The 22256-nt window shown below is 55.8% G+C and carries 21 protein-coding genes and 1 tRNA gene; 13 read left to right on the plus strand and 9 right to left on the minus strand.

The genetic code is table 11. The features are described from left to right. Positions 1–32: 32 nt before the first annotated feature. Positions 33–1274, plus strand: coding sequence for a multifunctional CCA addition/repair protein (locus JT31_RS09205; protein WP_038475871.1), 1242 nt, complete (start codon positions 33–35; stop codon positions 1272–1274). Positions 1275–1286: 12 nt separating this feature from the next. On the opposite strand, the gene bacA is transcribed toward JT31_RS09205, so the two are convergent. Continuing rightward, entirely contained in the window at positions 1287–2108 is an 822-nt protein-coding gene (bacA, locus tag JT31_RS09210; RefSeq protein ID WP_038475874.1) for an undecaprenyl-diphosphate phosphatase, read from the minus strand. A 116-nt stretch (positions 2109–2224) separates the two neighbouring features. Continuing rightward, complete coding sequence (gene folB / locus JT31_RS09215; protein ID WP_038475877.1) at positions 2225–2593, minus strand: bifunctional dihydroneopterin aldolase/7,8-dihydroneopterin epimerase; 369 nt, start codon at positions 2591–2593, stop codon at positions 2225–2227. Between the two features lie 107 nt (positions 2594–2700). Between folB and plsY the strand changes: the two genes are divergently transcribed. Continuing rightward, entirely contained in the window at positions 2701–3321 is a 621-nt protein-coding gene (plsY, locus tag JT31_RS09220) for a glycerol-3-phosphate 1-O-acyltransferase PlsY (RefSeq protein WP_038475880.1), read from the plus strand. A gap of 122 nt (positions 3322–3443) precedes the next feature. On the opposite strand, the gene trpC is transcribed toward plsY, so the two are convergent. After that, positions 3444–4238, minus strand: a complete 795-nt coding sequence (gene trpC / locus JT31_RS09225; RefSeq protein ID WP_038475883.1) for an indole-3-glycerol phosphate synthase TrpC — start codon at positions 4236–4238, stop codon at positions 3444–3446. A gap of 158 nt (positions 4239–4396) precedes the next feature. Further along, positions 4397–5410 (minus strand): tRNA (adenosine(37)-N6)-threonylcarbamoyltransferase complex transferase subunit TsaD, encoded by a 1014-nt coding sequence (gene tsaD / locus JT31_RS09230; RefSeq protein WP_038475886.1) that lies wholly within the window; start codon positions 5408–5410, stop codon positions 4397–4399. A 249-nt stretch (positions 5411–5659) separates the two neighbouring features. On the opposite strand from tsaD, the gene rpsU reads away from it, so the two are divergent. The 3 genes from rpsU (at position 5660) to rpoD (ending at position 9769) form a co-directional block, all read left to right on the plus strand. After that, complete coding sequence (rpsU, locus tag JT31_RS09235; RefSeq protein WP_001144069.1) at positions 5660–5875, plus strand: 30S ribosomal protein S21; 216 nt, start codon at positions 5660–5662, stop codon at positions 5873–5875. Between the two features lie 153 nt (positions 5876–6028). Further along, entirely contained in the window at positions 6029–7774 is a 1746-nt protein-coding gene (dnaG, locus tag JT31_RS09240) for a DNA primase (protein WP_038482969.1), read from the plus strand. Between the two features lie 150 nt (positions 7775–7924). After that, a complete protein-coding gene (rpoD, locus tag JT31_RS09245; RefSeq protein WP_038475889.1) occupies positions 7925–9769 on the plus strand; it encodes an RNA polymerase sigma factor RpoD in 1845 nt (614 codons plus the stop codon). 149 nt (positions 9770–9918) lie between these two features. On the opposite strand, the gene mug is transcribed toward rpoD, so the two are convergent. Beyond that, entirely contained in the window at positions 9919–10425 is a 507-nt protein-coding gene (mug, locus tag JT31_RS09250) for a G/U mismatch-specific DNA glycosylase (protein ID WP_038475892.1), read from the minus strand. Between the two features lie 126 nt (positions 10426–10551). Here mug and JT31_RS09255 point away from each other — a divergent pair. Then, positions 10552–10627: transfer RNA gene (locus JT31_RS09255), tRNA-Ile, on the plus strand. Between the two features lie 605 nt (positions 10628–11232). Here the strand turns inward: JT31_RS09255 and JT31_RS09260 are convergent. From JT31_RS09260 to JT31_RS09270, 3 genes are all read right to left on the minus strand, one after another. Beyond that, positions 11233–11532, minus strand: coding sequence for a DUF1889 family protein (locus tag JT31_RS09260; protein WP_038475895.1), 300 nt, complete (start codon positions 11530–11532; stop codon positions 11233–11235). A gap of 167 nt (positions 11533–11699) precedes the next feature. Beyond that, the gene (locus JT31_RS09265) at positions 11700–13391 is read right to left on the minus strand and encodes a methyl-accepting chemotaxis protein (protein ID WP_038475898.1); all 1692 of its coding nucleotides are present in this window, start codon (positions 13389–13391) and stop codon (positions 11700–11702) included. A 296-nt stretch (positions 13392–13687) separates the two neighbouring features. Next, on the minus strand, positions 13688–14137 hold the full coding sequence (locus tag JT31_RS09270; RefSeq protein WP_038475901.1) for a hypothetical protein: 450 nt from the start codon (positions 14135–14137) through the stop codon (positions 13688–13690). Positions 14138–14567: 430 nt separating this feature from the next. On the opposite strand from JT31_RS09270, the gene JT31_RS09275 reads away from it, so the two are divergent. Then, positions 14568–15386: a creatininase family protein gene (locus JT31_RS09275; protein WP_038475903.1), complete on the plus strand. Its 819-nt coding sequence runs from the start codon at positions 14568–14570 to the stop codon at positions 15384–15386. 27 nt (positions 15387–15413) lie between these two features. On the opposite strand, the gene JT31_RS09280 is transcribed toward JT31_RS09275, so the two are convergent. Next, complete coding sequence (locus JT31_RS09280; RefSeq protein WP_038475906.1) at positions 15414–16313, minus strand: LysR family transcriptional regulator; 900 nt, start codon at positions 16311–16313, stop codon at positions 15414–15416. A 124-nt stretch (positions 16314–16437) separates the two neighbouring features. Between JT31_RS09280 and JT31_RS09285 the strand changes: the two genes are divergently transcribed. The 6 genes from JT31_RS09285 to JT31_RS09310 are packed head-to-tail and all read left to right on the plus strand — an operon-like array spanning position 16438 to position 22252. Then, a complete protein-coding gene (locus JT31_RS09285; protein ID WP_038475909.1) occupies positions 16438–17445 on the plus strand; it encodes a BMP family protein in 1008 nt (335 codons plus the stop codon). A 14-nt stretch (positions 17446–17459) separates the two neighbouring features. After that, complete coding sequence (locus tag JT31_RS09290) at positions 17460–19016, plus strand: ABC transporter ATP-binding protein (RefSeq protein WP_038475912.1); 1557 nt, start codon at positions 17460–17462, stop codon at positions 19014–19016. After that, the gene (locus tag JT31_RS09295) at positions 19000–20115 is read left to right on the plus strand and encodes an ABC transporter permease (RefSeq protein ID WP_038475915.1); all 1116 of its coding nucleotides are present in this window, start codon (positions 19000–19002) and stop codon (positions 20113–20115) included. Before JT31_RS09290 ends, JT31_RS09295 begins: the two co-directional genes overlap by 17 nt. Further along, positions 20112–21056 (plus strand): ABC transporter permease, encoded by a 945-nt coding sequence (locus tag JT31_RS09300; RefSeq protein WP_052048990.1) that lies wholly within the window; start codon positions 20112–20114, stop codon positions 21054–21056. The genes JT31_RS09295 and JT31_RS09300 overlap by 4 nt, the downstream gene beginning before the upstream one ends. 3 nt (positions 21057–21059) lie before the next feature. Then, positions 21060–21488, plus strand: coding sequence for a cupin domain-containing protein (locus JT31_RS09305; protein ID WP_038475918.1), 429 nt, complete (start codon positions 21060–21062; stop codon positions 21486–21488). After that, positions 21488–22252, plus strand: coding sequence for a cysteine hydrolase family protein (locus tag JT31_RS09310; protein WP_038475921.1), 765 nt, complete (start codon positions 21488–21490; stop codon positions 22250–22252). Before JT31_RS09305 ends, JT31_RS09310 begins: the two co-directional genes overlap by 1 nt. Positions 22253–22256 lie beyond the last annotated feature (4 nt).

Consider the following 22256-nt stretch of genomic DNA (forward strand, 5'->3'; position numbering starts at 1 on the left):
GTGGTTCAATAACGGTGCCTGGGGTGTAAAGCGTGAAGATTTATCTGGTCGGTGGTGCAGTTCGTGATGGGTTATTAAAACTACCGGTTAAGGATAAAGACTGGGTTGTGGTTGGGATGACGCCTCAGCAAATGCTGGATGAAGGCTACGAGCAGGTCGGGAAAGACTTTCCTGTGTTCCTGCATCCGCAAACCCACGAAGAGTATGCGCTGGCCCGTACCGAAAGGAAATCAGGCCAGGGCTATACCGGCTTTACCTGCTATTCAGCCCCGGACGTCACGCTTGAACAGGATCTCCTGCGCCGTGACCTGACGATCAACGCCATTGCCCAGGATGAGAACGGCGAGATTATCGATCCGTATAACGGCCTCGCCGACATCGAGCGTCGCCTGCTGCGCCATGTTTCACCGGCTTTCAATGAAGACCCGCTGCGCGTCCTGCGCGTGGCGCGTTTTGCTGCACGCTACGCCCACCTGAATTTCCAGATAGCGCCAGAAACCCTCGCGCTGATGCGTGAAATGACCGACAACGGTGAAATCGCCCATCTCACCGCCGAACGCGTCTGGAAGGAGACGGAAAACGCCCTCACCAGCCGTAATCCGCAGGTCTTTTTTGCCGTGCTGCGCGAATGCGGCGCCCTGAAAGTCCTGTTCCCGGAAATCGACGCGCTATACGGCGTTCCGGCGCCGGCAAAATGGCACCCGGAAATAGACACCGGCATCCATACGCTGATGACCCTGTCTATTGCCGCGCAGCTTAGCCCGGAGGTAGACGTTCGCTTTGCCACGCTGTGTCACGACCTCGGCAAGGGGTTGACGCCAAAAGAAAAATGGCCAAGCCACCACGGCCACGGCCCGGCGGGCGTTAAGCTTGTGGAGCAACTTTGTGCCCGCCTGCGCATCCCGAATGACATTCGTGACCTGGCAAAACTGGTCGCCGAGTTCCACGACCTGATCCACACCTTCCCGATTTTGCAGCCAAAAACGGTGATAAAGCTGTTCGACGCCATCGACGCCTGGCGTAAGCCGCATCGCGTGGAGCAAATCGCCTTAACCAGCGAGGCCGATGCCCGAGGGCGCACCGGTTTTGAGGCCAGTGATTATCCGCAGGGCAGAATGCTGCGCGCGGCCTGGATTGCGGCGCAGAGCGTAACGAACAAAGAAGTGATTGAAGCTGGATTCAGCGGCCCGGCAATCAGGGAAGAGCTGACGAAGCGGAGAATTAAAGCGGTTGCTGTCTGGAAGGAACAGCACTGCCCCCAGCCGCAAGGCTGAGGGCATCAGAAACTAGGTGAAGATAAAGAACACCACTGCGGCTACCACGAAGCGGTAGATAGCGAACGGAATAAACGAAATTCGCTTAATCAGATGCAGGAAGGTTTTGATGGCGATAAGCGCGACGATAAAGGCGGTAACAAAGCCCACGGCAAACATTGGCAGGTCGCCCATCGTCAGGAAGCCGATACTCTTATAGAGGTCAAGCGCCGTCGCCCCCATCATCATCGGCACCGCCAGCAGGAACGAGAACTCAGAGGCCGCATAGCGGCTAACGCCCATCAGCATCCCGCCGGAAATGGTTGCCCCGGAACGAGAGAAGCCCGGCCAAAGCGCCAGACACTGGAAGCAGCCAATCATAAATGCCTGACGGTAGGTGATGTCGTCCACGCCAACCGCACTCGGCACCTTCGGCTTCAGGCATTCCGCCGCAATCAGCAGCACGCCGCCGACCACCAGGGCATACATCACATTCACCGGGTTAAACAGCGATTTAATGGCATCGTGAAGAACAAGTCCCAGCACCACCGCCGGTATCATGCCGAGCAGAATATGAATCAGTGAAAGACGCCCCGTGCCTACCCCTTCATGCTCGGGAGGACGGCCAAAATGAATGCCAATCAGGCCAAACAGACGACGCCAGAACATCACGACCACGGCGAGAATAGAGCCAAGCTGGATAACCACTTCGAAGGTTTCAGCCGTCTGCCCCTCAAAGCCTAAAAGATGCCCCACAATAATCATGTGCCCGGTAGACGATACCGGTAAAAACTCGGTTAACCCTTCAACAACGCCAAGAATGGCGGCAATTGCCAAGGTTGGTAGATCGCTCATCACTTAACCCTCATCCCCAAAAACAGACACAAAAAAACGGCCTACGCAGGACGTTAGCCGCAAAAGATACGTTGATAAGACCCGCCGGTCACCGTTTGGTTTAACGATCCCGGTAATTATTTGCCTGGTTTCAGATTACTGCCACGCTCGATGATAACCCCAACGTTAGCGGCCTGAGCTACCGCCCCTGGCTTACTCACCTTCAGGCGAATCCACGGCGAGTTAAAGCGGGCCAGCAGCAGTTCCGCTATTTCTTCAGCCACGCGCTCCACCAGGGCAAAGCGTCCGCCGCTGACGTGCTTAATCACAGCTTCGCTCACATCCGCATAGCTGAGGCAATCCTTTACATCATCGCTGCCCGCGGCTTTGCGGTTATCCCAGGCCATTTCGATATCGAACACCAGCTTCTGTTCAATGGTCTGTTCCCAGTCGTAAACACCGATGGTGGTGATTACCGAAAGCTGCTCTATAAATACAATGTCCATCACGCCCTGCCCGGTTTTTAGTCATGCCGGATACCACTTCCGGCGAAATATGCGTATTATCCACAGATGCAAAGAAGACTTCGACACTTTCAACATGGAACAGCGTTATGAGTGCAATCGCGCCTGGTATGATCCTCCTCGCGTATCTTTGCGGCTCGATTTCTAGCGCCATTCTGGTTTGCCGCATTGCCGGTCTCCCCGATCCACGCGAGAGCGGCTCCGGTAACCCAGGAGCAACCAATGTATTACGCATTGGCGGTAAAGGTGCAGCCGCAGCGGTACTGATTTTTGACGTTCTGAAAGGCATGCTGCCCGTCTGGGCGGCGTGGGCGTTGGGTGTGACCCCCTTCTGGCTTGGCCTGATTGCCATCGCCGCCTGCCTCGGCCATATCTGGCCGGTGTTCTTTAAGTTTCGCGGCGGCAAGGGCGTTGCTACGGCCTTTGGTGCCATTGCGCCTATTGGCTGGGATTTAACCGGCGTGATGGCGGGCACCTGGCTGCTAAGCGTGTTATTAAGCGGCTACTCTTCCCTCGGCGCCATTATCAGCGCGCTTATCGCCCCGTTTTATGTCTGGTGGTTCAAACCACAGTTCACCTTTCCGGTCGCCATGCTTTCCTGCCTGATTCTGATGCGTCACCACGACAATATTCAGCGCCTGTGGCGTGGCCAGGAAACAAAGATCTGGGCGCGGTTTAAGAAGAAAAAGAAAAAAACCGAGCAGGAATAACCCCGTCTCGCTTGAGACCAGCCAGAAACAACAAAGGAGTGATAAATCACTCCTTTTTTACGCCCGTAACAAGCCGGCTATCCCAGCGGACTTTAGGCGTGGTTTAACAATCGCTCTGCCGTTTACCGGCCAGGGAAAAACATCGCGGCAAGCTCCTGGCCCGGCTCGTCTGCCCGCATAAAAGCTTCACCGACAAGGAAGTTATTCACGTTGGCTTCGCGCAGGCGAATCACATGTTCACGCGTGGCAATGCCGGACTCGGTCACCACCATTCGATCCGCCGGAAGCTGAGCTAACAGGCTAATCGTGGTTTCGATCGTTGTTTCGAAGGTACGCAGATTACGGTTGTTGACGCCAATAAGCGGCGTGGTCAGCCGGAGCGAACGTTCCAGCTCATCGGCATCGTGAACCTCTACCAGCACCGCCATGCCCAGTTCGTGGGCCTGCGCCTCAAGCTCCTGCATCTGGCCGTCTTCAAGCGCGGAGACGATAAGCAGAATGCAATCCGCCCCCATCGCCCGGGCTTCCACAACCTGCCACGGATCGATGATAAAATCTTTGCGTAAAACCGGCAGCTCGCAGGCAGCACGAGCCTGTTGCAGATAAGCCGCGCTGCCCTGGAAGAACTGCACATCAGTCAGCACCGACAGGCAGGCGGCACCGCCCTGTTGATACGATGCCGCTATCTCAGCAGGATTGAAATTCTCACGAATCAACCCTTTCGACGGGCTGGCCTTTTTCACTTCGGCAATCACCCCAGCCAGACCTGCATCACGCTTGTGGCGCAGCGCGGCAACAAAATCACGGTGATTCTGTGCGGCGGCCTGTTCAGCAAGCTGGCTTAGGGAAATTGCTTTTTTAGCGGCGGCAATTTCTTCATGCTTAACGGCGATAATTTTGCTGAGGATATCGGACACAATGTTCTCCAGGTTCAGTCGGGTATCGCGATAGATTGCCGGATTGTGCGCCGAAAGTACCGGGCAAATTCCGCTTTCGTTTGTTGCAGAGTATTACCAGGCAGGATGGGCTGCGGGGACAAAAAAGGAGCGGTTAAACGCTCCTTTTAGTTTGCTTATCAGGCGGCGGGTAACTCTGCCAGCGGCCAACGTGGACGCACGCTAACGCTCAACTCGCCGGAGGTGCCGGCTTTCAGGCGAATCATCCCGGCATAGGCAATCATTGCGCCATTGTCGGTGCAAAACTCCGGCCGAGCGTAAAACACTTCGCCGCGGCGTTTAGTCATCATCTCGGCCAGTTTTGCGCGCAGGGTACGGTTTGCGCTCACGCCGCCCGCCATCACCAGCCGCTTAAAGCCGGTATGATCGAGCGCGCGTTTACATTTGATTGCCAGCGTGTCCACAACCGCATCTTCGAAAGCGCGGGCGATATCAGCGCGAGTCCGATCGTCAGCGTCGTTATCGCGAATGGTGTTTGCGGCAAAGGTTTTCAGGCCAGAGAAGCTAAAGTCCATCCCCGGACGGTCGGTCATCGGGCGTGGGAAGGTAAAGCGCCCCGCCGTACCCTGCGCCGCCATTTTGGACAGCAGCGGCCCGCCAGGATAGTCGAGCCCCAGCAGCTTGGCGGTTTTATCAAATGCCTCACCGGCCGCATCGTCGATAGACTCGCCCAGCAGTTCATATTTACCAATGCCGGTCACGCTGATGAGCTGAGTATGGCCGCCGGAAACCAGCAGCGCGACAAACGGAAACTCGGGCGGATTGTCTTCCAGCATCGGAGCCAGCAGGTGACCTTCCATATGGTGTACCGGCACGGCTGGCACATCCCAGGCAAACGCCAGCGAGCGGCCAATCGTGGCGCCAACCAGCAGCGCGCCCACCAGACCCGGCCCGGCGGTATAGGCTACGCCGTCGATATCTTTTGCGGTTAATCCGGCTTCTTTCAGCGCGGCCTGGATAAGCGGCACGGTCTTGCGAACGTGATCGCGGGAGGCCAGCTCCGGCACCACGCCGCCGTAGTCAGCGTGCAGTTTCACCTGACTATACAATTGGTTGGCTAATAACCCTTTCTCATCGTCATAAATGGCGATGCCGGTTTCATCACAGGATGTTTCGATTCCCAGTACACGCATGGCTTGTTTTACCTCTTTGGCCCGGCGCGAAGTTTAATCCCGGTGGCTTCCTTTGTAAAACTTTGCTGCCCTATACCCCGCCTGATGGTGTATAATCTGCGGTCCTGGAAGATACCGGCCCTAAAAGCCAGGTTTCTCGTCGTTCGGTGCTTTACAAAGCAGCAAGAGTTGCAGTAAAATTCCGCACCATTTTGAATTAAGCTGGCCTGTATGCCAGCGGCAAACCGAATTATTAAAGGTGAGAGTTACATGCCGGTAATTAAAGTACGTGAAAACGAGCCGTTCGACGTAGCACTGCGTCGCTTCAAGCGTTCATGCGAAAAAGCAGGCGTTCTGGCTGAAGTCCGTCGTCGTGAGTTCTATGAAAAACCAACGACCGAACGTAAGCGCGCTAAAGCTTCTGCTGTGAAACGCCACGCGAAGAAACTGGCTCGCGAAAACGCACGCCGCACTCGTCTGTACTAATCTTCTGAGGATTCACTCCTCAACTTCAGACTGAGTAGTAGTTATAAGGCCGTGCTTCCGAAAGGAATGCGCGGCTTATTCTCGTTTATAAACTGACATATCCCTGAGCTTTTAGGCCCCGGCCTGAGAGATGACGGATATAGCATGGGGCCTATGGCTGGACGAATCCCGCGTGTTTTTATCAATGACCTGATCGCTCGCACCGACATCGTCGACCTGATCGATGCTCGCGTGAAGCTGAAAAAACAGGGCAAGAACTACCACGCATGTTGTCCATTCCATAACGAGAAAACCCCCTCTTTCACCGTGAACGGTGATAAACAGTTTTACCACTGCTTTGGCTGTGGCGCACACGGTAATGCCCTCGACTTCCTGATGAACTACGACAAGCTTGAGTTTGTCGAAAGCGTTGAAGAGCTGGCGACCATGCACAACCTTGAAGTGCCGTACGAGGCTGGCAACGGCCCAAGCCAGATCGAACGACACCAGCGCCAAAGCCTGTACCAACTGATGGACGGTCTGAACGCCTTTTATCAGCAGGCACTGAAGCAGCCCGCCGCAGAACCGGCGCGCCAGTATCTGGGCAAGCGTGGCCTGAGCGACGAGGTGATTAGCCACTTCGCCATCGGCTATGCGCCACCGGGCTGGGACAATGCGCTTAAACGCTTTGGCGGCAACAGTGAAAACCGCCAGGCTCTGACGGACGCCGGCATGCTGGTCACTAACGACCAGGGCCGCAGCTATGACCGCTTTCGCGAGCGCGTCATGTTCCCGATTCGCGATAAACGCGGCCGGGTCATCGGGTTTGGTGGACGCGTGCTGGGCGATGCCCTGCCAAAGTACCTGAACTCCCCGGAAACCGACATTTTTCACAAAGGCCGCCAGCTGTATGGCCTGTATGAAGCCCAGCAGAGCCAGCCGGAACCGGCGCGTCTTCTGGTAGTCGAAGGATATATGGATGTGGTGGCGCTGGCGCAGTACGGCATTTCTTACGCCGTAGCGTCCCTTGGCACCTCCACAACCGCCGATCATATTCAGCTGCTGTTCCGGGTAACGGACAACGTGGTCTGCTGCTATGACGGCGATCGTGCGGGACGAGACGCGGCATGGCGAGCGCTGGAAACTGCGCTACCTTATATGACGGACGGCCGTCAGCTGCGCTTTATGTTCCTGCCCGACGGCGAAGACCCGGATACGCTGGTGCGTAAAGAAGGAAAGGACGCGTTTGAAGCGCGGATGGAGCAGGCTCAGCCGCTCTCCACTTTCCTGTTTAACAGCCTGATGCCTCAGGTTGACTTGAGTACGCCAGACGGAAGAGCGCGGTTAAGCACCCTGGCTCTGCCGCTGATTAGCCAGGTCCCCGGCGAAACGCTGCGTATCTATCTGCGCCAGGAGTTGGGCAACAAGCTCGGTATCCTGGACGACAGCCAGCTTGAAAAGCTGATGCCCAAACAGGCTGAAGGTGCTACACCTCGCCCGGCGCCTCAGCTAAAACGCACAACCATGCGTATACTGATAGGGTTACTGGTACAGAACCCGGAACTGGCCCCGCTGGTCCCGCCACTTAGCGGACTGGATGCCACAAAGCTGCCGGGTTTAACGCTGTTCAGCAGCCTGGTTGACGCCTGTATGGCGCAGCCGGGGCTGACCACCGGGCAGTTGCTGGAGCAATATCGTGGCACAAATGAGGCCACGACCCTTGAAAAACTCTCGGCGTGGGACGATATAGCAGATAGAGACATTGCTGAAAAAACGTTCACCGACTCGCTGGACCATCTTTTCGAGTCGGCGCTAGAGTTAAGGTTTGAAGAATTAATGGCACGTTCCAGAACGACGGGGCTGACCCCGGCGGAGCGTGAAGAAGTTCGCGTGATAACGCAATCGCGCGCCAAAAAATAGATTCGCGGCTTAACTGCCGAACATTGATCGGGTCACCCCCGAACGCCGCACGGACGGGCTGCGGCATAAAAATAAATCAGCCCTCGTACGTTATTGTTGGCGGCAACGCCTACCGACACAACCCTAATACTGAAGTGTGGATACCGTCTTATGGAGCAAAACCCGCAGTCACAGCTCAAGCTTCTTGTCCAACGTGGTAAAGAGCAAGGCTATCTGACCTATGCCGAGGTCAATGACCATCTGCCGGAAGATATCGTCGACTCCGATCAGATCGAAGACATCATCCAAATGATCAACGACATGGGCATTCAGGTGATGGAAGAAGCCCCTGATGCCGATGATCTTTTGCTTGCTGAAAACTCTAACAATACCGATGAAGACGCGGAAGAAGCGGCCGCACAGGTACTGTCCAGCGTGGAGTCCGAGATTGGACGTACCACCGACCCAGTGCGCATGTACATGCGCGAAATGGGCACCGTTGAACTGTTAACCCGTGAGGGTGAGATCGATATCGCGAAGCGTATCGAAGACGGTATCAACCAGGTACAGTGCTCTGTCGCCGAGTATCCGGAAGCGATCACCTATCTGCTGGAGCAGTACGATCGCGTTGAAGCCGAAGAAGCGCGTCTGTCCGACCTCATCACCGGCTTTGTTGACCCGAACGCTGAAGAAGACCTCGCACCAACCGCGACGCACGTCGGTTCCGAACTCTCTCAGGAAGAGAGGGACGACGATGAAGACGAAGACGAAGAGTCTGACGACGACAGCTCCGACGATGACAACAGCATCGACCCGGAACTGGCACGTGAGAAATTCGGTGAACTGCGTAAACAGTATGAACTGGCTCGCGACACCATCAAAGCGAAGGGCCGCAGCCACCCGGATGCCGCAGCCGAAATCCTGCAGCTGTCTGAAGTGTTCAAACAGTTCCGCCTGGTGCCGAAGCAGTTCGACTACCTGGTTAACAGCATGCGCGTCATGATGGACCGCGTTCGTACTCAAGAACGTATCATCATGAAGCTGTGCGTTGAGCAGTGCAAAATGCCGAAGAAAAACTTCATCACGCTGTTCACCGGCAACGAAACCAGCGAAACCTGGTTCAACGCGGCCATTGCGATGAACAAGCCGTGGTCTGAAAAGCTGCACGACGTTGCCGATGACGTTCACCGCGGCCTGCAGAAGCTGCAGCAGATTGAAGAAGAAACCGGCCTGACCATCGAACAGGTAAAAGACATCAACCGTCGTATGTCCATCGGTGAAGCGAAAGCGCGCCGTGCGAAGAAAGAGATGGTTGAAGCCAACTTACGTCTGGTTATTTCTATCGCCAAGAAATACACCAACCGTGGTCTGCAGTTCCTCGACCTGATTCAGGAAGGCAACATCGGCCTGATGAAAGCCGTTGATAAGTTTGAATACCGCCGTGGCTATAAGTTCTCGACTTATGCGACCTGGTGGATCCGTCAGGCTATCACCCGCTCCATCGCCGACCAGGCGCGTACCATCCGTATTCCGGTGCACATGATTGAGACTATCAACAAGCTCAACCGTATTTCGCGCCAGATGCTGCAGGAGATGGGCCGTGAGCCAACGCCGGAAGAGTTAGCCGAGCGTATGCTGATGCCGGAAGACAAAATCCGTAAAGTGCTGAAAATTGCCAAAGAGCCTATCTCCATGGAAACGCCAATCGGCGACGATGAAGATTCGCATCTGGGCGACTTCATCGAGGATACAACCCTCGAGCTGCCGCTGGATTCTGCCACCTCCGAAAGCCTGCGTTCCGCAACGCACGACGTTCTGGCTGGCCTGACGGCGCGTGAAGCGAAAGTCCTGCGTATGCGCTTCGGTATCGACATGAATACCGACCACACGCTGGAAGAAGTGGGTAAACAGTTCGACGTGACCCGCGAACGTATCCGTCAGATCGAAGCGAAGGCGCTGCGCAAACTGCGCCACCCAAGCCGCTCTGAAGTGCTGCGTAGCTTCCTGGACGATTAATCGGTTCAGAAAACTGAAAAGCTCCCGCCCGGGAGCTTTTTTTTGCCCTGAATTTGCGGTTTCTCCCCGCTCTCTCTGGGTGCCTCTTTCAATTCCCCCCCTCTCCCTCTGGGAGAGGGTCGGGGTGAGGGCATACAGCAACACTATGCTTACCGCCCACGAGCCGCCAGAGATTCATCCAGCTCTTTATAGGCTTCCGTCAGTTTATCCAACGTCACGCGGCTTAAGCCGCTCGGGTTAGGCAAAATCCACACCTCGGTATCACCGATGGTAATCTCCTGCTTGCCCCATTTCGCACCACGCTGGCTGAAAGCCTGCTCAAAGGCCTGCTTGCCCAGAATAGCCAGCGTTCTCGGCTGGTAGTCCTGCATCTTTGTAATCAGCTCTCGGCCACCGGCACGCAGCTCCTGCAACGCCACTTCGCTTGCCTGAACCGTAGGCCGCTCAACCAGCTTCGTCACGCCACAGCCGTAGGAAAGCAGCAGTTGTGCTTCCTCAGGCTTGAGCTGCCGATCGGTAAAACCCGCCAGGTGAAGAACCTTCCAGAAACGATTAGCAGGATGAGCAAAAGGTAACCCGAGGTGAGCGGATGATTTTCCCGGATTTATGCCGCAGAACACGACCCGGAGGTTCGGCTGAAGGATATCGCTGACCATTGCATTTCCCATCTGAATGAATCGAGTGGAAAGTATAAGGGATTGATTAGCAATTGTTTATAAAATCAGCACATGCTATTTAAGCGCTGGATTGCCATCGACAGTTACATTATAATCCAGCGCCAAGGCCCCTTAGCTCAGTGGTTAGAGCAGGCGACTCATAATCGCTTGGTCGCTGGTTCAAGTCCAGCAGGGGCCACCAAATTTTAGCTTTAAAATCATATAATTAAGCCACCCGAAAGAGTGGCTTTTTTGTTGTTTCATTTTTAGATGGCGATAAAGTGTCGCTAACCTGTCCACCTTAAATGGCAGTTCAGCCGTACCTGGCGCATTTGATAAATAAGATCGTCTGCATCACACGAAAGGCTGAAAAAAACGTACCTTCCCACATCAGCAAAGAGTTTTATGACTCTTCGGTCTGCTCCCGAGTCACGCGGCGTAACGCGTTTTGATAGTTAAATTCTGCAGCCTGCACCAGTCCGTTAAAAGCCTGAGTCGCGGTGATCAAGCCCGAAATATGTGTGCTGCCATCAGAATAGTGAACGCCGCCAGTGCGTCCTGCTGTGCATTCAACGCACGCAGTTCTTCGTGTAAATCAATATATGCAATCTGCATTTTTTTGGTTTTTCTTATATATGATGAGATCGACGTTCAGCCTTTATCCGAGTAAACATGCTCTGACTGATTCATTTATATAAACATTATACCCCTCACATCAATAAATTAGATGTTATAGCTTTTCCGTCTTAAAAAAAAAGGCCAACTCTTCAGTCAGCCTTTTTATTTTCTCGATTACGGGTATTCAGGTCACACCAGCGCCCGGAGTTCTTCCTTCATGTAGGAAGAGAAATATTCAGGGTTTTTAATGATAAGGCGGTTACCGGACTCAACCTTGTCCGCCCAACCGGCAACTTTTTTGGTGAAATCGGCGTTCCATCCCTCCTGAACGCCTCGGGCCGTTACGTCGTCTGAGCTAGCCGGGACGCCCAGCTGCTTCAGGTAACTAAACATTCCCTTCGCGGTGCTTTCATCCATAGGGTCCGGCACGGAGGCCGTGGTGTTCATACCGCCAATGAAGTCTAATGCTTTATCAATCGCTGTTGTCATAATTTATCCTTAAAATCAACCGCTTAATAAATAAGACTGTGACACGCGAGATCAAATGTACCATTAATCAAACTTCATTTTTTCAGGGTCAGTCACGTTTAAAGCCTCTGACGCCTTATCAGTATCTGGATGCGGCTGCTCTGCACCCGGCAGGCAGCCGCTGAAGATTAGAACTTCTCCCAGTTATCTGAGCTCCCGCCGCTCACGGCAAGCGCGGTTTTACGCGTCGCTAAAACGGGTGCAGCCTGAACCAGCCGCGCGTTAGCCGTCGCTACAGCCTGCCCGGTATTGAAAATACTCATCAGTTGCACAAGCCTGGTGGCCTGATCGCGGAGGCTCTCGGCGGCGCTGGCTGACTCCTCCACCAGCGCAGCGTTCTGCTGCGTCACCTGATCCAACTGAGTGATAGCGACGTTGATTTGGACGATGCCCTGTCCCTGTTCTTCCGTGGTCACGCCAATCTCAGAGATCAGCCCGGCCACGCGGTGGGACTGCTGTACCAGGTCATCGATCGTCGTACCGGCAGAGCTAACCATATCCGATCCTTTTGTCACTGTTCGCATACTGTCCTCAATCAGGGTTTTGATCTCACTGGCCGCAGAAGCTGAACGCTGTGCCAGAGAACGCACTTCCCCGGCGACGACCGCAAAACCGCGTCCGGACTCTCCCGCACGGGCGGCCTCAACGGCGGCATTTAACGCCAGAATGTTTGTCTGGAAGGCAATACCGTCGATAACGCCGATAATATCGCCAATTTTCCGCGAACTGTCGCTAATCTCCTGCATCGTCAGCACCAGGTTATTCACAGCATTGCCGCTTTGGGTCGCCGTTTCGCTTGCCGAGTTTGCCAGGCGAGTCGCAGTGCGCACCGTCTCGGCATTCTGCTGAATAGTCTGGCTCATTTGTTCCATCGAGGCCGCCGTTTCCTGCAGGCTGGCCGCCTGCTCTTCGGTACGCTGGCTAAGATCGGTGCTGCCGGACGCAATTTCGCTGGCACCAACAGAGATAGAATGGCTGCTATCACGCACTTCACGGACGATGCCTAAAAGGCGGTTGCGCATATCGTCCATGGCGGCAAGCAGGCTTCGGGTATCACCGCTCTTCAGCTCGACGGCCGTATTGAGCTGCCCCTCAGAAACCTGTTTGGCAACGGACACGGCATAAGCTGACTCACCGCCAAGCTGGCCTTTAACCGCTCGCCCGATGCCCCAGGCAATCAAAGAGCCAATCACCGCGCTGATGATAGTAATAAGCAGCAGCAGGTTGCCCGAGAAGTGCGCTTCATCGACATAATTGCGCGACATTGCCACCGTGGTGCCGGAGTGATCGCCAATCATCTCACTCAGCGCGTCCAGTACCCTGGCCTGCGGGCCAACCACTTCATTGATAACCAGCGATCGAGCCGCATCGTACTGCCCTGCCGCGCTAACGCTCATCACCTTGCGCAGCGCCTGGGAATAGGCCGGGCGAACGCTATTCAGATTGTCGAACAGCTCACGGGAACGCTTAAGTTTTAGCGCCTTATCCAGCTGTTTTAAAAGGGTATTGTTATCGGTGATGCGCTTTTCCAGTACCAGGTTGGTTTTTGTAATGTAGTCCCGGCTCTCTGCTTCGGTATGCGGCAGCGTCGTGAACAACGCCATATCACGAATATCGTGGGCGTTGTCCGTAATATTGTCCTTAATTTTTACGATCAGCAGTAAATTTACCAGGCGGACATTCGCTGCGTAATTCAGGTTATTTCCAACAGAAACCAACTGCATTCTGGCAAATAATGCGACAAAGAATCCAATGGCGATGACCAGCGCAAAGCCAGCCCCAAGCATAGTGCTGAGCCGCATATTTTTCAGTTTATTCATAAATCCCTCTGAGCTTTCATGGTTATATCGCAGGCAATAAGAGGAGGTAATCGGTAGAAATCACATCACAGTTGCGACAGTATATTTTGAATTATCGGATTTTTATCGGCAGCTTATGAGACTTCTTTAACTAATATTCACCAGGAACTTACAACAAGAAACAATGACAGAAAGATGACAATAAATGGTCACTACTTATATATTTGATAAAATTAAAACTACTATATTTAGGAGTGGCAGCCCCTCCCCACTTTATGGTTAACGGAGCTGAAATTGATGAGTCCCTGGCAGAATAATTATTTATCCGCAATAAAGTGGTCGTCATCGCCTACCGGGATATAAACGCGAACCCACTCCTTCCCGTCGATGATATCCCAGCTATGCCCTTCACCCGCCGTATCGGCCGCAAGCAGCACCGTACCTGGCTCGATGATGAAAGTTGAGCCGTCGCTGACCTTAAACTTCAGCCTGCCTTTAAGGGTCACCACGTACTGTTTTTTCGGCGCCGGATGCACGCCTTTCTGCCACTCTTCAAAAGTATTACTGAAGTAGAGATTCTCGGAAGAAAGTTTTGCCAGGGAAGGAATTGAGCCTTTTACAAATGCAGAGTGATTATTCGCGGTGTTAATCAGTTTCACGGCTGGAATACGGTGCTCGCTAATGCCTTTTTTAGGCTCTTCTGCATGCCCAACCATTGCCATCAACAAACCTGCGGTCGCCAGCAGAAGTCGTGTTATTTTTTTCATGATAATGTCCAGAGTTAATTTCACCCAGAGATACTCTGAGTAACAGATCGCGAGGTTAAGAAATAAATGTCGGATTAGTACATCAGAGGCGATGAATTTCGTCAACAGCTTACAACACAAGTTTATTTAGTTAATAAATTAAATATAAATAAAGAAAATAATTCATCCCTAAAAAGGGATTTTCTTCGTCACAATTAATTTAATTCGAGCATAAACTCACTTATCGTTAAGCTAAAAAAGAATGACTGAGAACCAAATAAACTAAATACAGGCAGTGATAACCAGAATTTGGCTTATGGCCAGGGATAAACGTTATTCGCCTGATTCGTTCAGCAACGAGTCCGTTCTCAAAAAGGCAACGCAATGCGCCATTTTTGCTGCTTTAACGATGCCGTCAGGTATGCCAGGTTGAGAGAAAAGGAGACGCCCTATGAAACAGCCCTCTTCCCCCTGGTGGTGGGATCTTTCCACTCGTGAATTCAGCGAGCTGGAGATGCACAATATTGTTGCGGTGCTGCCCGTTGGCGCCGTGGAACAGCATGGCCCCCATCTGCCGGTGCGGGTCGATGCCGCCATCAACGCCGGTATTATCGAGCGCGCGGTACAGCTCCGCCCCGGTAATCTACCCGTGCTGTTTATGCCCGCTTTGCCTATCGGTAAGTCTGACGAACATCTCGCCTATCCGGGTACGCTCACGCTGCCTTACGAAGTGCTCGGTCAGGTGTGGTTTGAAGTGGCCAAAAGCGCCTGGCGGGCAGGTATCCGCAAGATAGTGTTCTGGAACTCGCACGGCGGGCAGCCGCAGCTGATGGAAATGGTGTGTCGCAAGCTGCGCGTGGAGCTGGATATGCTGGCCGTTGGCGCCAGCTGGTTCCGCACCATTGATACTTCCGATCTTTATAGCGAAGCGGAACGTCAGCACGGCATTCACGGCGGCGAATCAGAAACCAGCGTGATGCTGCACCTCCACCCGGAGTTAGTGCACATGCAGCATGCGGATAATTTTGTCTCAGCCTCGGTAGCCATAGAAGCCAAAGGGGGCATACTCACGCCGGAAGGCGGCGTCAGCTTTGGCTGGATGGCTCAGGATCTCCATCCTTCAGGCACAACGGGGAATGCTGCGGCCGCCGATGCCGAAAGAGGTGAAATTGAGGTCGAACGCGCCGCCCGCGCCCTGCTTCAACTCATAGAAGAGGTCAGTAAAGCCGACCTCAGCATGTTTACCCCGCACACTGCCTTTAGCCGTTGAATGTTTCGCCCGGCTTCCTGTCGGGCGTTACTCCATTTGCAGCATCATGCCTTTAAGCGTTTCGGCCAACACGCTGCCGATGGCGCTGGTGCCGCGATCGTGGCCTATCAGCATCAGCGTTTGCGTTTGCTGGCCCAGCTCCCGCACCGGAATATAAACCAGCCGCCCGCTCCTCAGGTCGGTTTCGATATCAAACGGCGTCAGGAACGTCAGCGCCTGGTCCATCATCGCCGACTGACGCATCACCTCGATAGAGTTGGTTTCGATAACCGGCTGCAGCGCCACCATCGCACGGGCAAATACGTCGTTCAGGTAGGGGCGAATCACCGTGGAATCATCGGCGATAACCATGGGATGCGGCATACAGTCGCTCAGGCGCAGGCTGCTTTTATCCGCCAGCGGATGCCCCGGCGCAACGACCGCGCCCAGCCTGCCCGTCACGCTGGCAATACTGCGCAGCGATGAGCGCATTTCAAAATCAAAACCAATCCCCAAATCCACGTCGCCGGAAGCCACCGCGCTGGTGATATCCTCGCCGCGTGTCATCTGCTGCAAATGCAGCTTTACCCGTGGGTTGGCACGGCGGAAATCGGCTGCCGCACGCGGGATCAGGTTAGCCGCCAGCCCGCTCATCATTGCCACCGTCACTTCACCACGCCGCAGTCCTTTTAGCTCCTCAATTTTAATCTGCGCCCATTCCAGCTCTTTAAAGCTCTGGCGCACATGGTGAATCAGCGTTTCACCGGCTGCGGTAAGGATCATTTTACGCGGCAGGCGCTGGAACAGCGGCGTGCCCAGCTCTTCCTCCAGCGCCAGCAGCTGGCGGTTGATAGCCGAAGCGGAAATATGCAGGCGTTCCGCAGCCTTACGAATCGAACCGCTGCGCGCCACCTCATCAAGATAAACCAGTAAACGATATTTCAGCATCGGGGCTCCTGCGTTGCCTAAAAGGCATCGGTCAGTACGAAAATACGTGCTTTTAAGATATCGCTAAGCGCGGCATAACTGAAGTCATCAATCATCCTCCATCCACAATCCTGGGAGAGAAAAAATGGCAGGCATCACCCGCAGAAACTTCGCAAAAATGCTGGCAGGCGCCGTGGTACTCCCCGCGCTTGCCCCCGTAATGTCACGCTCTGCTCTGGCGGCAACGAAAGAGTTCAAGGTGGCGCTGCTGCTGCCGGGGACCATTTCCGACGGCGGCTGGAATACGCTGGCGTATCAGGGCCTGCAAAGCCTGAAAAAATCCGGCATTAAGGTGGCCTGGAGCGAAAGCGTGCCGCAGGCACAGATGGAACAGTCGATTCGCGGCTACGCGGACGATGGCTACAACCTGATTATCGGCCACAGCTTTGAGTACGGCGCGGCGTTCACCGAAATCGCGCCGGACTACCCGGATACCGACTTTTTCGCCTCCACGTTTAAACCTGCGGAAGCGGCACCGAAAAACGTGGAATACATCAATCTGGCCTACATTCAGGCCGCGTATGCCGCAGGCGCGCTGGCCGCACTGATTTCCGACAAAGGCAAAGCCGTGGGCTTTGTGGGCGGCGGCGATAACCCGACCCAGCAGGGCATGATGCGCGCCTTTATCCTCGGAGCGGAAAAAACGCGCTCGGGCATTAAGGGCCTTGGCGTCGTCACCGGCGACTACGGCAACGCGACGAAGGGGCGTGAGGCCGCCACGGCCATGATAACCAACGGCGCCGACGTTATCTGGCATGCCGCCGACGTCACCGGCCTCGGGGCGCTTCAGGGTGCGATTGCCGCGAACGTCAAAGCCATTGGCTGCTACACCGATCAGAAAGATGTCTCCCCCAGCCACATCGCCTGCAGCTTTAAGCAAAACCTGGACTGGGTTGTGGCGCAGGTGGGCAGCGCGGCGGCAGGTCACGCCTTTAAGGGCGGCGAAGAGTGGTCGCCGAGCGTCGCCAAAGCCTGGTCGGTTATCTACGGCAGCACATCCCACAACGCCAGCTTAGTGAGCGACAGCGCCTGGCAAGCCTTCCAGAAAATCTGGCAGCAACTTGATACCGGCGCGTTATCCGCCACCGCCTGACCGGGAGTTAACAGATGAGCATAGCTGCGCCTTTGCCGCGTGTAGCGTTGAATCGCATCACCAAAAGATTTGCCCGCGTCACCGCCAACGACAACGTCTCGATGACCATTGAAGCCGGTGAGATCCATGCTCTGCTGGGTGAAAACGGCGCAGGAAAAAGTACCCTGATGCAAATTCTCTACGGCCTTTATCAGGCCGATGAAGGCGATATTGTGGTAGCGGGTAAAAGCGTGAAGTTTCGCGACCCGAGCGACGCCATCGCCTGCGGAATCGGCATGGTTCATCAGGAATTTATGCTGGTGCAGCCGATGACGGTCGTCGAAAACGTGGTGCTCGGCCTGAAAGAGAATGCCAGCGGCGTGCTTAACCTGAAGGCCGCGGCTGCCCGGCTGAAGGCGCTGTCGGACAAACATGGCCTGGCCATCGATCCCTGGGCGCGAGTACAGCACCTTTCCGTTGGCGTTCAGCAGCGGGTTGAGATCCTCAAGCTGCTCTACCGTGACGCGCAGGTTCTGATCCTGGATGAGCCCACGGCGGTGCTCACGCCGAAAGAGAAAGAAGGCCTGTTTGCCACGCTGAAGTCGCTCTGCGCCGAAGGACGATCCGTGGTGATCGTCACCCATAAGCTTTATGAAATCATGGCGATTGCTCGCCGGGTGTCCGTCATGCGGGCCGGAAAAATGGTGGAAACCGTGGCGGTGTCTGACACCTCCGAAACCGATCTGGCTCGCCGCATGGTTGGCCGTGATGTTGTGCTGCGGGTCGAGAAAACGCCGTGCAGGCCTGGCCGCAACGTGCTGCACGTGGACAGCATTGCCCTGCGCGACGAAACCGGCCAGCAAAAAATTTGGCGTGCTTCGCTTAGGGTCGCAGCGGGCGAGATCCTTGGCATCGCCGGCGTGGAAGGTAACGGCCAGTCGGAGCTGGCAAGCGCCCTGCTCAACCTGATGCCGATAGAAGCCGGCCGTATTCTGCTGGAAGGGGAAGATATTTCGGATGCTACGCCCGCTCAGCGTCGCCAGAAAGGCATCGGTTTTATTCCCGCAGACCGCCGGGAAGTCGGCTCATTCGTCACCCTTTCGCTGGAAGAAAACGCCATGCTCGGCTCCCAGCGCAGCTTCACCAAAGCCAAAGGCTGGCTGTTGGATCGCCTGAAAATAGCCCGCCACGCCAAAGAAATCATGGCGCGTTTTGACGTTCGTGCCCCGGACGCTCAGTTCGAAGCCGGCAAGCTTTCAGGCGGCAATCTGCAAAAACTGATCCTCGGGCGCGAAGTCGCGCAGAACCCGAAATTACTGATCGTTGAGCAACCCACTCGCGGGCTGGACGTGGGCGCGGTTGAGGCCGTTTGGGCGGGCCTGCTGGCGGCACGAGACAGCGGCTGCGCCATCGTGCTTATCTCCGCCGAACTCGAAGAAATTATCAACCTCTCGGACCGCATTGCCGTGATGTACAACGGCCAGATCGCGGGCGAGCTGGAGACGGCACACGCCACGCCGACCCTCCTTTCTGAACTGATGGCCGGTGGCAGCCCGACTCACGCGGAACAGCAGCATGACAAAGTGGCTTGAACGACGCCTTTCCCCGGCACAGTCGCCCTCGGCGCTGGCGCTGACCAGCTTCGGCGGCATTCTCGCCGCATTTATCGTCGGTGGGCTGCTGTTTTTACCCTTCGGCGCGAACCCTTTAACCGCTTATGGCTTCCTGTTCAGCGAGGCTTTTGGCTCCGCTCGCGGGTTTGGCCTTAGCCTGGTGCAGGCCACGCCGCTGATGCTTATCGCGCTGGCAACGCTGGTCATCTGGCGCGCGGGACTGGGCTACATCGGCTTTGAAGGCTGCTTCCTGGTTGGCGCGACGGCGGCAAGCTGGATAGCACTTTCCGGCACGCCGCAGGGCCTGCCGTGGAAGCTGCCGGCCGAGCTTTACTGGCCGATAGTGCTGCTAGTGACGTTTATCGCCGGCGCGCTCTGGGCTGGCTGGGTGGGTGCCCTGCGCGTGCGCTTTGGCGGCAACGACGTCCTGATTTCTCTGATGGCGAATTATGTCGCCATCTTTTTAGTTCAGTACCTGGTTTCTGGGCCGATGCGTGCGCCGGGAGATCTGCCGCAAACGCCCCGCCTGCCGCAGGAAACCTGGCTGCCAATAGTTCTCAGCGGCATAAAAACGCACTGGGGTATCGCTCTCGCGCTCATCGCCACGCTGTTCACCTGCTGGCTGATACGCAGCACGCCTGCAGGCTACGAAATCAACCTGGCGGGGCTGAATCCGAAAGCAGCACGCTATGGCGGAGTCGATGTTGCCCGCCGCCAAATGAGCGCGGTTTACCTGGGCGGCGGCTTTGCGGCTCTCGCCGGGCTGTGTGCCGTGCTCGGCGTTCAGCACCGCCTGATGGACGGACTTTCCGGCGGCGTCGGCTTTATCGGCGTGGTCGTGGCGCTGCTGGCGCGGCTGAACCCGCTGCTGGTGATCCCTACCGCGATTATGTACGGCGGGCTGCAGGTTGGCGGCGGTGCCATGCAGCGTGAAACCGGCCTGCCAACTTCGGTGGTGCTGATATTACAAAGCCTGGTGGTCATGATGATTCTGGCAGGAGACGTGCTGCGTTATTACCGCCTGCGCCTGCCAGCCCGGACAGTCGTGCAGGATGCTTTAGTGGAGAAAAAATCATGAGCGCAATGACCCATCTGGATGCCGCCTTTTTCATTGGCTGGCTGGCTGCGGCCATCCGTCTTGCAGGCCCGGTATTGCTGGCTGCGCTCGGTGAGATCTACGCCGAACGCGCGGGCGTGCTGAATATTGGCCTGGAAGGCACCATTTTGCTGGGCGCGCTCAGCAGCTATCTTGCGGCCGCGTATACCGGCTCGACGCTGCTCGGCTTTTTTGCCGGTGGCGCAGGCGGGCTGCTCGTTGGCGTGTTGCTGGCCGCGCTTTATTTACGCGCCCACGCCAGCCAGATTGTGGTCGGCATTGTCTTTAACATTCTTGCGGCGGGCCTGGCCTCATGGATTTATTCCCTGGCAATAGGCAGTACCGGGACGGCGGCAACAATTCCTATGTTTGCCGCCTGGCCCGTACCGCTGCTGTCATCCTTGCCCTTCATCGGCCCGGTGCTTTTTACCCAGCCCTGGCCACTCTATCTCACCCTGGCTCTGGTGTTTATCGCTCACTTTGGCCTGTTCCATACCCGCTTTGGCCTGGCGCTGCGTGCCGTGGGGGAAAACCCTAAAGCCGCCCATGCCGCCGGGCTTAACGTGCTGAAGCTTCGCACCTGGGGCGTGCTGTTTTCCTGCCTCGGGGCTGGCCTTGCCGGCGGCTATCTGGTCACCGCGCAAATCGGCCTGTTCCGCGATAACGTCGTCAGCGGCCAGGGGTTTATTGCTTTAGCTATCGTGATTTTTGGCCGCTGGAGCCCGCTAAAAGCCCTGCTGGCCGCCTTTATTTTCGGCGCCGCCGACGCGCTGCAGCTCTCTTTACAAGTCTTCGAAAGCTCGCTGCCGCCGCAGGTTCTGCTGGCGCTGCCGTACCTGTTAACTATTCTGGCGATGTCCGGCGTGGTGGGGCGAACCCTCCAGCCCCGCGCCCTGACGCAGCCTTATCGCAAGGAGTCATAATCGATGAAACATTTCCGCCTTACCGACGTGTCCAGCGCCCAGGCTTTTCGCATCAGCCCAACGGACAGCAACTACTTTGCCGTGCTGTTCGACAAGCAGCAGGACGACATCGAAAACGTGTTCGTGGTTGAAATATTTACCCCCGGCGGCGCCACACCTCCTAATGTGCATGCCGAAGCGCATGAATTTTTCTATGTCCTCGCGGGGGAAGGTATCGCGCGCTGTAACGATGAGGAGACGGCAATTCGTAAAGGCGATGCCCTGCTGTTGCACCCGGGCAATGAACACGCCATCCGCAATACCGGCAAGGGCAAGCTGTATACGTTAACGGTAATGACGCCAAACGAAGGCTTCGCCGAATTGATCCGCCGCGGAAGCCCGGTCTCGCTGGACGAAGAAGATCTCCTGGTGCTGCAAGGAGAAGCAGAGTAATGGCTGGTTATCCCCTCGGCAGCGCCCCGCGCAATCAGTGGCTGGTGACACCGCAAAGCGTGAACATGGTTCGTGCGGGCCGCCCTTCACGGCCGGTATCTCTGGAAAGCCGTGGGCGCGAGATCACGCTCGATCTGGAACATAGCGCACTGATCGTCATTGATATGCAAAATGACTTTTGCCATCCGGGAGGCTGGCTGGCGCATATTGGCGTGGACGTCACGCCCGCCCGCGCACCGATTGATCCGCTGCGTAGGCTGCTGCCGTCGGCACGTGCGGCCGATGTGCCGGTGATTTGGCTTAACTGGGGCAACCGCCCGGACAGGCTCAACCTTAGCCCCGCGCTGCTGCATGTTTATAACCCGGACGGCACCCAAACGGGCCTGGGCGACCCGCTGCCGGAGTCCGGCGCGCCTGTACTCCAGGCAGGAAGCTGGGCAGCAGATATCGTGGAAGAACTTGCTCCCGCCCCAAGCGATATTCGCATCGATAAATACCGAATGTCCGGCTTTCAGGACACCGTGCTGGACAGCGTGCTGAGAAATTTGGGCGTAACCACGCTGCTGTTTGCGGGCGTGAACGTTGATCAGTGCGTGCTGTGCACGCTGCAGGACGCCAACTTCCACGGCTATGACTGCCTGCTGCTGGAGGATTGCAGTGCCACCACGTCGCCGGAATATTGCGTGGATGCCACCTTATATAACGTACAGCAGTGCTTCGGTTTTGTGGTCAATTCCGGCGAATTGCTGGCGAAGCTGAAATAAAAAA

Origin of the sequence: Cedecea neteri (assembly GCF_000757825.1) — a bacterium.
Classification (GTDB): Bacteria; Pseudomonadota; Gammaproteobacteria; order Enterobacterales; family Enterobacteriaceae; genus Cedecea; species Cedecea selenatireducens.